Below are 12,474 nucleotides of genomic sequence, written 5' to 3' on the forward strand. Positions count from 1 at the left end.
CTTAGGTAAGCCTTGCATAATGTGCCGGCTCCGGTCGCCGCGGCCCGGCGGCGCGGGCCGCCGGGCCGGCGCTCAGGACGTGCGCAGGGCGCGCAGCGCCGCGTCCAGGACCGGGCCGATCTCCGCGAGCCGGCCGGTGTCCATCAACTCGTCGTGCGAGCAGTCGAGGACGTGCTCCGTGAGCGTGCCGTCCACGAACGCGGGCCACACCTCGCGCGGCTCGTCCTCGGGCCCGGTGCTCCGCGCCGCCGTGAAGAAGAGCACATCGCCGCGGTAGCGCCGGGTGGTGCTGCGCGAGAGCAGCCGCACACAGTGCACATTGGTCTCCACGATCGCGCCGAGCAGCGCGTCGTCGAAGCCCGCCAGCAGGCCCTGGCTGTCCCGGACGGCGGTCACCGCCTCCTCCCGGCTCACCGCGCCCCCGGCCCCCTCCGGCGCGCCGTCCCCCGCCGTCACCCCGGCGACCGAGAGCAGGAAGCCGCTCTCCTCCCGCTCCAGCCGCTCCCGGAAGTCCGGCGCGTCGACGTAGGACCAGTCGTCGTTCTCCGGCGGATAGGCGTCGAGCAGACCGAGGAACGCGACCTCCTCGCCCCGCTCCTGGAGCATCGCCGCCAGGGTCTGGGCGAGCGTCCCGCCGAAGGAGTAGCCGAGGAAGTGGTACGGGCCCTCGGGCTGCACGGTCCGGATCTCGGCCAGATACACCTCGGCGAGCGCGGCCACGTCCACGACCTCGGGCAGCGCGCCCGCGAGCCCCGGCGACTGGAGCCCGTACACCGGACGCTCCCGGTCCAGATGGCGCAGCAGACCGGTGTACTGCCAGCTGAAGCCGGACGCCGGATGGAAGCAGAACAGCGGCGCGAGAGAGCCGCGCTCCCGCAGCGGCATCAGGGTCCGCAGCGCGTCCCGGCGGGCGTCGGAGCCGATCCGGGCCGCCACATCGGCCACCGTCGGGGCCGACATCACCGTGCCCACCTGCACCGGTATCCCCAGCTCGGCGCGGATCCGGCCGACCAGCCGCATCGCCAGCAGCGAATGGCCGCCCAGCTCGAAGAAGTTGTCCTCGACCCCGACCCGCTCCAGACCCAGCACCTCGGCGAAGATCCGGCAGAGCAGCTCCTCGCGGGCGTCCTTGGGAGGCCGGCCGCCGTCCCCGTCGCCGAGGCCGGGCGCGGGCAGCGCCGCCCGGTCCACCTTTCCGTTCACCGTCAGCGGCAGCGCCGCCAGCTCCACGAACACCGAGGGGACCATGTACTCCGGCAGCGCGGCCGACAGCTCGGCCCGCAGCCGGACCGGTTCGGCGCTCGCCGCCCCGGTGGCCGGCACCGTGTACGCCACCAGCCGCTTGACGCCCGTGGGGCCGGTGTGCACGACGACCGCGGCCGCCGCGATGCCCGGCAGGCCCGCCACCGCCGACTCGATCTCGCCCAGCTCGATCCGGAAGCCCCGGATCTTCACCTGGTGGTCGGTCCGGCCCAGATAGTCGATGCCGCCGTCCGCGCGCCAGCGCACCAGGTCCCCGGTGCGGTACATCAGGGTCCCCGGCTCGCCGAACGGATCGGCGACGAAGCGCTCGGCGGTCGCCGCGGGCCGCTCGAAATACCCCCGGGCCAGCCCCGCGCCCGCCAGATACAGCTCGCCCGGCACCCCGCCCGGCACCGGCCGCAGCCCGCTGTCCAGCACATAGGCCCGGGTGTTGTGGATCGGCCGGCCCACTTGGGAGGCCGCGCTGTCGGCGACGTCCGCGCCCAGCGCGTTGATCGTGTACTCGGTCGGCCCGTACAGGTTGTACGCCATGGTCCCCTCGGCGGCCCGCAGCAGCGACCAGAGCGAGTCGGGCACCGCCTCACCGCCCAGCAGCACCAGCGCCGGCCGGTGCCGGTCCCCGTCCAGCAGACCGGCGTCGATCAGCTGCTGCCCGTACGACGGGGTCACATTGACCACGTCGACGCCGACCCGGTCGTAGTGCGCGGTCAGCGCCGCCGGGTCGAGCCGCAGCTCCTCGCCGACGACATGCACCTCGTGCCCGTCGACCAGCCAGAAGAACTCCTCCCACGACATGTCGAAGGCGAACGACACCGTGTGCGCCACCCGCAGCCGCCGCCCGCCGGCCCCCGCCACCGCCGGGGCGAAGATCCGCTCCCGGTGGTTCAGCAGCATGTTGGTCAGCCCCGCGTAGGGGACCACCACGCCCTTGGGGCGGCCGGTGGAACCCGAGGTGTAGATCAGATACGCGGGGTGGCGGCCGTCGCGCGCGCCGGACAGCTCGGCGTCCGCCACCGGCGCGTCCGGGAGCCCGGCCAGCTCGGCCGCCGTCCCCGGCGCGTCCAGCACCAGCAGCGGACCGCCGTCCGGCACCCGGGAGACCACCGAGGCGCACGTCACCAGCGTCAGCGGCGAGGCGTCCTCCACCATCGTCGCCAGCCGCTCCACCGGATGGTCCAGATCCAGCGGCAGATAGGCCGCCCCCGTCTTCAGCACCGCGAACAGCGCCACCACGAAGTCCGCCGAACGCGGCAGCCCGAGCGCGACCACCCGCTCCGGGCCCGCGCCCCGGGCGATCAGCGCCCGCGCCAGCCGATTGGCCCGCCCGTCCAGCTCCGCGTAGCTCAGCCGCTCGCCGTCGAAGACCAGGGCCGTGGTGTCCGGGGTCCGCCGGGCCTGCTCGCCGAACATCTCGATCACGGTGGTGTCGGGCACCGGATGGCCCATGTCGTCGCCCAGCGCCAGCAGTTCGTCCCGCTCGGCGGCGGCCAGCGTGCGCAGCCGGCCGACCGGCTCGGCCCCGCCGTCCGCGAGCTGCTCCACGAGCAGCCGCAGCCGCCCGGCGAGCCGCTCGGCGGTCGCGCGGTCGTACAGATCGGGCCGGTACGCCAGGCTCAGCTCCAGCTCCCGTTCCGGCGTCACCGCCAGGGTGAGCGGATAGTGGGTGCCGTCCACGCTGTGCGTCCAGCCGATCTGGTGGCGCTCCACCGCCTCCTCGCGGGCCGCGTCGTCCAGCGGGGTGTTGCGGAAGACGTAGAGCGTGTCGAAGAGCTGCCCCATCCCGCTCAGCCGCTGAATCGACCCCAGCCCCGCATAGTGGTGCGGCAGCAGGTCCGCGTGCTCGCCCTGGACCCGCACCAGCAGCTCGCGCAGCGGCTCGTCCGGCCGCAGCGTCACCCGGAACGGCAGCGTGTTCATGAACATGCCGATCATCTGGTCGACCCCGGGGATGTCCCCCGGCCGGCCCGAGACCGTCGCCCCGAACACCACGTCGTCCCGGCCCGTCAGCCCGGCCAGCGTCAGCGCCCACGCCGAACTCAGCGCCGTGTTCAAGGTGACGCCGCAGCCGCGGGCGAAGGCGCGCAGCCGGTCGCTGACCGTCTCGTCGAGCACCATCTCCACCACCTCGGCCGTCACCGGCTGCCGCTGCGGATCGGCCGGAGCCACCAGCGTCGCCTGGTCCAGCCCCGACAGATGATCGCGCCAGGCCCGCGCGGAGGCGTCCGCGTCCGTCCGGGCCAGCCAGCGCAGATACTCGCGGTACGGGGTGACCGGCGGCAGCCCGTCCACCTCGCCGCCCCGCCCGTACAGCGCGAACAGCTCCTCGAAGAAGAGCGACTCCGACCAGCCGTCGGTCAGGATGTGATGCTGCGTCACACAGAGCATCCACCGCTCGGCGGTGAACTTGAGCAGCGTCACCCGGATCAGCGGCGGCGCGGCCAGATCGAAGCGGGTCGCCGCGTCCGCGAGCGAGAACTCCCGCAGCGCCTCGTCCTGCGCCTCGCGGTCGAGCCCGGTCAGATCCAGCTCCCGCCACGGCAGCTCCCACTCCGCGGGCACCGCCTGCACCGGGCCGTCGAGACCCTCGTGCCAGAACCCCGACCGCAGATTCGGATGCCGCCGCAGCAGCGCGTCGAACGCCGCCCGCAGCGCGGCGACGTCCACCGCGTGCAGCAGCTCCAGGAAGTTCTGCATCAGATAGACGTCAAGCGCCCGGTCGTCGTACACCGCGTGGAAGTACAGACCCTCCTGGAGCGGCGACAGCGGCAGCACCTCCGCCGCGTCCGGGAACGCCCGCCGCAGCACCTCGCGCCCCGCGTCGTCCAGCACCACCAGCGGCTCCTCCGGCGCCGAGGCCGCGGCCGGCCGCGCCCCGGCGGCCGCGACCTCCCCGGCCGCCGCCGCCAGCTTCGCCGCCGTACGGTGCTCGAACACCTGGCGCGGAGTCAGCGCCAGCCCCTCCTTACGGGCCCCGGACACCAGCTGGATGGAGACGATGCTGTCCCCGCCCAGCGCGAAGAAGTCGTCGTCCACCCCCACCGACGCCACCCCCAGCACCGCCGCGAACACCCGGCACAGACTCTCCTCGCGAGGGCCCTCCGGAGCGCGCGAGCCCTCCGAACCGCCCAGCACCGGCGCGGGCAGCGCGGCCCGGTCCAGCTTGCCGTTCACATTCGTCGGCAGCGAGTCCAGCACCACCACCGCCGCCGGCACCATGTACTCCGGCAGGGACCCGGCCAGCTCCTCCCGCACCCCGGCCGGCTCGCGGTCACCGGTGACATAGGCGACCAGCCGCCGCACCCCCGGAGCGTCCTCGCGCACCACCACCGCGGCCGCGCCCACCCCCGACAGCGCGGTCAGCGCCGACTCCACCTCGCCCAGCTCGATCCGGAAGCCCCGGATCTTCACCTGGTCGTCCGCCCGGCCCAGATACTCCAGCTCGCCGTCGGCCCGCAGCCGCACCAGATCCCCGGTGCGGTACATCCGCGCCCCGGGACCGCCGTACGGATCCGCCACGAACCGCTCGGCCGTCAGCGCGCACCGGCCCAGATAGCCGCGCGCCATGCCCAGACCCGAGAGATACAGCTCCCCGACCGTGCCCGCCGGAGCCGGCCGCAGCGCCGCGTCCAGCACATACGCCGAGGTGTTGCCGATCGGACGGCCCACCACCGGCGTCGCGCTGTCCGCCAGATCGGCGGCGAGCGCGTCCACGGTGTACTCCGTCGGCCCGTACAGATTGACCGACATCACCCCGCTCGCCGCCCGCACCCGCGTCCACAGCGCGTCCGGCACCGCCTCGCCGCCCAGCAGCAGCAGCGCCGGACGGTGCCGCTCCGCGTCCAGCAGACCCCACTCCACCAGCTGCTGGGCATAGGTGGGCGTGACGTCCATCGCGTCGATCCGCCGCTCGCGGACATAGCCCACGACGAACTCCGCGTCGCGCCGCCCCACCTCGTCCAGCACATGCAGCTCATGCCCGGCGATCAGCCAGAACAGCTGCTCCCACGAGGTGTCGAAGCTGAACGACGCGGTGTGCAGCGCCCGCAGCCGCCGCCCGCCCGCCGCCGACACCACCGGGCCGAAGACCCGGTCGACATGGTTCGCGTACAGATGGGCGAGCCCGCCGTGGGTCAGCACCACGCCCTTGGGACGACCCGTCGAGCCCGAGGTGTAGATGACATACGCCGGATGGTCCGCATCCGTCTCCGGAGCGGTGAATCCGCCGTCGAAGGTCGCCAGCTGGGCGGCGGTCCACTCGCCGTCCAGCACGATCCGCTCCGGACCGCCGCCCTCCGGCAGCAGCCCGGCGGCGGCCGAGGTGGTCAGCACACACACCGGAGCCGCGTCCTCGATCATGTAACCGAGCCGGTCCGCCGGATAGTCCAGATCGAGCGGCAGATACGCCCCGCCCGCCCGCAGCACGGCGAGGATCGCCACCACCGAGTCCGCCGAACGCGGCACGGCCAGCGCCACCACCGACTCGGGACCGACCCCGCGCGCGGCCAGCAGCGCCGCCAGCCGGCCGACCCGCTCGTCCAGCTCGCCGAAGGTCAGCTCCTCACCGCCCGACACCACCGCCGACTCGCCCCGCGAGCGCGCCGCCCGCTCGGCGAACCGGTCGGCGACCGTCCCCGCGGGCACCCCGACCTCCGGCCCCCGCGCCCCGCTCAGCAGCCGCGCCCGCTCCGCCGGGGCCAGCAGCGCGAGCGCGCCCACCGCCCGGTCCGGCGCGGTCGCGAGCTGGTCGAGCACCGCCGCCAGCCGCTCCGCGATCAGCCCGGCCCGCCGCGCGTCGAACAGATCCGGCCGGTACTCCAGCTCCAGCCGCACCCGCTCCTCCAGCGACACCGCCAGGGTGAGCGGATAGTGCGTGGCGTCCCGCGCCTCCACCCCGGTGACGCTCAGCCCCGCCCCCGGCTCCGGCCGGGCGTCCGGGTCCACCGGATAGTTCTCGATCACCACCAGCGTGTCGAACAGCTCCCCGCCGCCCGCCTGCCTCTGGATCAGCCGCAGCCCCAGATGGTGATGAGCCAGCAGCCCGTTCTGCTCGTCACGGAAGCGCCGCACCAGCTCCTCGGCGCTCTCGCCCGGCCGCAGCGCCACCCGCACCGGCACGGTGGTGATGAACAGCCCCACCATCGACTCGACGCCCGGCAGCTCGTCCGGCCGCCCCGACACCGTCAGCCCGAACACCACGTCCTGACGCCCGGTCAGCCCGCCCAGCACCAGCCCCCAGGAGCACTGGATCAGCGTCGACACCGTGGTGCCCAGCCGCCGGGCCGCGGCGGTCAGCCGCGCGGTGGCCGCCGCGTCCAGCTCCACCCCGAGCACGCCGGGCCGCACCGAGGTACGGGAGGGATCGGCCGGAGCGACCAGCGAAGCGCCCTCGAAACCCGCCAGCGCGGAGCGCCAGGCGGCCTCGGCGGCCGGCCCGTCCTGCTGCTTCAGCCACTTCAGATACTCCCGGTACGGACGCACCGCGGGCAGCGCCGAGGCGTCGCCGTCGCTCCGGTACAGCGCCAGCAGATCCCCCACCAGCAGCGGCATCGACCAGCCGTCGACCAGGATGTGGTGGACCGTCACCACCAGCCGGTGATCGTCCTCCCCGAGCCGCACCAGCAGCAGCCGCAGCAGCGGCGGCCGGTGCAGCTCGAAACGGCGCGCCAGCTCCTCCCGCTCCACCCGCCGCAGCGCCTCGCCCGCCGGCCCGCCGGACCCCGCCGGACCCGACAGATCCACCAGACCCGTGGAGATCGACACCTCGGACGGCACGAACTGCACCGGCTGCGGCACGCCCTCGTGCCAGAAGCCGGCCCGCAGATTGGCGTGCCGCCGCAGCAGCGCCGCCGCCGCCCGGTCCAGCCGCCCCGCGTCCACCGGACCGGCCAGCGCCACCGACACCTGCACGGTGTAGACGTCCGTCGCCTCCGCGTCGTACACGGAGTGGAACAACATCCCCTGCTGCAGAGGCGACAGCGGAAGCATGTCCTCGATTCGAGCCTGCGTCACTGCTGATCCCTCCACATTGCTTCGAGCATGCTGATCTGGTCCTGGTCGAGATCGACCAGGTCGAGGTCCGAGGGCGTATGCCCCCCGGACACGGTGCCGCCTTCGGCCCAGGCGGCCAGGGCGTCCAGGGCGGCCAGCCAGCCGTCGGCGATCTCGCCCACGACCGCCTGATTCAGCGCCTCGCCCGCCCAGACGAATCCGGCGACGAGACATGGACCGTCCGGCCCGTTCTCGATCTCCGCGTTGATCTCCAGCGGATGCGAGAGCGGCGTCGCCGGATCCGGCCGCACGGACAGGGCGTCGGCCTCGGCGGCCGGACCCCAGTCCGCCGAGAGCGCCTCGGCCGTATGGCGGCCGAGATAGTTCCAGAGGACCTCCGGACGGTCGCGCGAGTCGAACAGCCCGGCCGTGGCCGCGTTGGCGTACCGCAGCAGCCCCGCCCCCACACCCCCGTCCGGAACGCCCCGGAGCAGCTCCTTGACCTCCTTGAGCGCCGCCCCCGCGTCCTCCCGCCCGGCGAGCACGGCGACCGGGTCGTAGCCCCCGCCGCCGAGCCGCAGCGGATACAGACTGGTCAGCCAGCCGACCGTACGGGTGAGATCCGCGCCCGGCAGCAGCTCCTGCTCCCGGCCGTGCCCCTCCAGCTCCACCACCGGCGCACCGGAGACCCGGCCGGACCGCTCCGCCCAGTCGCCCAGCGCCAGCGCCAGCGCGGTCAGCAGCGTGTCGTTGACCGTCCCGTGGAAGGCCCGCGGCACCGACTCCAGCAGCGGCGCGGTGCGCTCGGCGGAGAGCCGTACGGTCAGATCCCGCGCCGTCGCCACCGTGTCCCGCGCCGGATCCAGCGGCCGGGCCGTCAGCGTCCGCACCGGGGCCTCGGCGTCCAGCCAGCGGTCCAGCTCCGCCACCCGGCGCGGCGCGTGCGCCTCCGCCAGCAGATGCGCGGTCCAGGCCCGCAGCGAGGTCCCCACCGGATCGAGGACCGGGGTCCGCCCCGCGGCCGCCGCCTCCCAGGCGGACCGCAGATCCGGCAGCACGATCTGCCAGGAGACCTCGTCCACCGCGAGATGGTGGGCCACCAGCAGCAGCCTGCCCGGCAGCTTCGGCCCGGCGTCGAACCGCACCGCCCGCACCGTCCGCCCGGCCTCCGGGTCGAGTTCCCCCGCCGCCCGGTCCGACTCCCGCGCGATCAGATCCCGCAGGCCCGCGTCGTCCAGCCCCCGCGCGTCCGCCGTCCGCAGCGCCTCCCGGGCGTCGACCGTCCCGCGCGGCAGCGTCTCGGCGCTCCACACCCCGGGCCGGCCCACGGTGAGCCGCTGCCGCAGCCCGTCGTGATGATCGAGCACCGCCCCCAGCGCGGACACCAGATCCTCCTCCCGCACCCCGGCCGGCAGCCGCACCAGCCTCGCCTGGCAGAACCGGGCGAACGGGCCGCCGCGCTCGGCGAGCCACCGCGCGATCGGCGGCAGCGGCAGCGCGCCGACCCCGTCGTCCGCCGGCCTCGGCGCGACGGCCGCCGCCCCCTTGGCGACACCCGCCAGCCCGGCCGGAGTCGGCTGCTGGAAGATCTGCCGGGCCGTGATCGTCAGCCCCGCCCTCCGCACCAGGCTCACCAGCCGGATGGAGACGATGCTGTCGCCGCCCAGCTCGAAGAAGTTCTCGTCCGCGCCCACCGAGGGACGGCCCAGCACCTCGGCCATCGCCCGGCACAGGATCTCCACCGGAGTCCCCCCGACCGGGATCCCGGCCGAGGGCGCCGCCGCCGGGGCCGGAGCCGGCGCGGGCAGCGCCCGGCGGTCCAGCTTCCCGTTGGGCGACAGCGGCACCCGCTCCAGCTCCAGGAAGACCGACGGAATCATGTACTCCGGCAGCCGCTCGGCCGCGTGCGCCCGCAGCGCCGCCGGATCGGCCGCCCCCGCGCCGGCGGCCGGCACCGTGTACCCGACCAGCTGCCGCACCCCCGGCACATCCTCCCGGACCACGACCACGGCCCGCGCCACCCCGGGCGCGGCCGCCAGCACCGCCTCGATCTCGCCCGGCTCGATCCGGAACCCGCGCAGCTTCACCTGGTCGTCCGCGCGCCCCAGATACTCCAGCAGACCGTCCTCCCGCCACCGCGCCAGATCCCCGGTGCGGTACATCCGCGCCCCGGGACCGCCGTACGGATCGGCGGTGAACCGCTCGGCCGTCAGCCCCGGCCGCGCCGTATAGCCCCGGGCCAGCTGCGCCCCGGCGAGATACAGCTCGCCGCCGACGCCGGCCGGGACCGGGCGCAGCGCCCCGTCCAGGACGTACACCCGCGTGTTCCACACCGGGGCGCCGATCGGGACGGACCCGGCCGCGCCGGCGGGACCGGCCGCGCAGGAGGCGGCGGTGACATCGACGGCGGCCTCGGTCGGCCCGTACAGATTCTCCAGCGCGACCGCGCCCGGACGGCCCGACGAGGCGTGGAACCGCGCCGCCAGATCGCCGGGGAGCGCCTCGCCGCTGCACACCACGAGCCGCAGGCTCGGGCAGGACGCCACCTCGACCTCGCCGAGGAACGCCTCCAGCATCGAGGGCACGAAGTGCAGCACCCCGACCCGCTCCTCGCGGATCAGCGCGGCCAGATACTCCGGGTCCCGATGGCCGTCGGGCCGCGCGATGACCAGCGCGGCGCCCTCGGCGAGCGGCCAGAACAGCTCCCACACCGAGACGTCGAACCCGGCCGGCGTCTTGTGCAGCACCCGGTCGGCCGGGGTGAGACGGTACGCGCCCTGCATCCACTTCAGCCGGTTGACGATGGCCGCGTGCTCCACCACCACCCCCTTGGGACGGCCGGTGGACCCGGACGTGAAAATCACATACGCGGGGTGGCGGGGCAGCAGCGCCGTCCGCCGGTCCACGTCCGTGACCTCGAAGGCCGGCAGCTCCGCCAGCAGCTCCCGGGTCGCGGGCGCGTCGAGGACGATCCGCTCGGCGGCGATCTCCCCGGGCAGGGCGGCCGCCGAAGCGCTGTCCGTCAGCACGCAGACGGGCCGGGCGGTCTCCGCCATGTACGCCAGCCGGTCCCCGGGCAGCGTCGGATCGAGCGGCAGATACGCGCCGCCCGCCCGGACCGCCGCGTGCACGGCGATCAGCAGCTCGAAGGAGCGGGGCAGGGCCACGGCCACGATCGACTCGGGCCCGACCCCGCGGCCGATCAGCAGCCGCGCCAGCCGGTTCACCCGCTCCTCGAAGGCGGCGCGCGTCAGCCGCTCACCGTCGAGCACCAGCGCGTCGGCGGCCGGCTCCCGCGCGCCGGCCGCCACCAGGGCGGCCAGCGTCAGCGGCCCGTCGAGCTGCCGGGCGGTGTCGTTCCAGCCGTTCAGCACGCGCTCCCGCTCGGCCGGATCCAGCACCTCCACGGCCGACACCGGCAGCCCCGGATCGGCGGCGACCGCGTCCAGCAGCCGCAGCAGCCGGTCCGCGAGCGCCCGGGCCGTCGCCCGGTCGAAGAGAGCCGTGGCGTACCGGACGCCGCCGGTCAGGGCCCCGTCGGTCTCGGACGCGGCGAAGGCCACCTCCAGATCGAGCTTGGACCCGCCGATCTCCACCGGCAGCTCCCGGGCCCGCAGCCCGAACAGCTCGTCGACCTTCTCGCCGGTCGCGTAGTACGTCACCATCGTCTGGAACAGCGGGTTCCGTGACGGCGAGCGGGTCGGCCCGACGGCCTCCACCACCTGCTCCAGCGGCAGATCCGCGTGCTCGAACGCGGCCAGACCGGTGTCCCTGACCCGGGCCACCAGCTCCGCGAAGGTCGGATCGCCGGAGAGATCGGCCCGCAGCACCACCGTGTTGAGGAAGAAGCCGACGAGCCCGTCGAGCGCCTCCTCGCTCCGGCCGGAGACCGGGCTGCCGAGGGGGATGTCGTCGCCCGCGCCGAGCCGGTGCAGCAGGGCCGCCACCGCCGCGTGGGCCACCATGAACATCGTCGCGCCGGTCTCCCGGGCGATCCGCGCCAGCGACCGGGCCGTCGCCTCGGGCACCTCGAAGGTCACCACATCGCCCGCGTGGCCGGGGTCGCCGGGCCGGGGCCGGTCGGCGGGGAGGTTCAGCTCGTCGGGGAGCCCGGCCAGCGCGGTGCGCCAGTGCTCGGTCTGGCGGGCGGCGAGGGGGGTGTCGTCGAGAAGTTCGCGCTGCCAGAGCGCGTAGTCGGCGTACTGCACGGGCAGCGGTCCGAATTCCGGTGCGCGGCCCGCCGTTCTGGCCCGGTAGGCGGTGTCCAGATCGGCGAGGAGCGGTCCGGTCGACCATTCGTCGGTGGCGATGTGGTGCAGGAGGAGGACCAGGGTGTGGTCCTGCTCGGCGGTGCGCAGCAGGGTCACCCGCAGCGGAAGGTCCGCCGCCAGGTCGAAGCCCTGACCGCAGAAGTCCGCCGCCCGCTCCGCGAGCGACTCCTCCGCCGCCTCGGCCACCGTGAACGGGACCCGGGCCTCCTCGGGGTCCAGCACCCGCTGGAAGGGCTCGCCCTCGTGCTCGCCGAAGACGGTGCGCAGCACCTCATGACGGGTGATCACATCGTGTACGGCGCTCTCCAGCGCGGACACGTCCAGCGCCCCGCGCAGCCGCACCGCGAACGGCACGTTGTACGCGGAGCCCGGCCCGCGCACGCTGTCGATCAGCCACAGCCGGCGCTGGGCGTACGAGAGCGGGAGCCGCTCGGGCCGTGCGCCGGACGCGGTCAGCGCGGGCCGTTCGGCATCGTCGGCGCCGGAGCGGGCGCCCAGCCGGGCCGCCAGCCCGGCCGGGGTCCGCGCCTCGAACACATCCCGTACCGAGCACGCGGCGCCGAGCGCGGCGCGCAGCCGGCTCACCGCCCGGGTGGCGAGCAGCGAGTGCCCGCCGAGCCGGAAGAAGTCGTCCTCCACACCGATGGATTCGAGCCCCAGCGTCTCCGCCAGGACGCCGGCGACGATCTCCTCACGGGCGTCGCGCGGAGCCCGCGACACGGTGGCGATCGAGGCGGCCTCCGGCTCGGGGAGTGCGGTGCGGTCGAGTTTGCCGTTGATGTTGGTGGGGAGGGTGTCGAGGTTCATGATCGTGGTGGGGATCATGTAGTCGGGGAGTGTGGTGGTGAGGTGGTGGCGGAGGGTGTGGGGGTCGGCGGTGCCGGTGGTGTAGGCGATGAGGCGGGGGGTGTTGTGGGTGGTGTTGACGATGACGGCGGCTGAGGTGATGTGG

2 protein-coding genes are annotated in these 12,474 nt (G+C 74.7%); both read right to left on the reverse strand.

The features are described from left to right. Nucleotides 1-72 precede the first annotated feature (72 nt). Nucleotides 73-7,248, reverse strand: coding sequence for an amino acid adenylation domain-containing protein (locus ACF089_RS17865; RefSeq protein WP_392027238.1), 7,176 nt, complete (start codon nucleotides 7,246-7,248; stop codon nucleotides 73-75). A gap of 20 nt (nucleotides 7,249-7,268) precedes the next feature. After that, nucleotides 7,269-12,474 (reverse strand): amino acid adenylation domain-containing protein (locus ACF089_RS17870; protein WP_392027174.1); only part of this gene is annotated, 5,206 nt, incomplete at its 5' end.

The sequence above is a fragment of the Streptomyces sp. NPDC014894 genome, from assembly GCF_043080985.1.
Taxonomy (GTDB): domain Bacteria; phylum Actinomycetota; class Actinomycetes; order Streptomycetales; family Streptomycetaceae; genus Streptomyces.

Coding starts and splice junctions, on each gene's coding strand:
- ACF089_RS17865 (WP_392027238.1), bottom strand. CDS start 7,248: ATGCTTCCGCTGTCGCCTCTGCAGCAGGGGATGTTGTTCCACTCCGTG.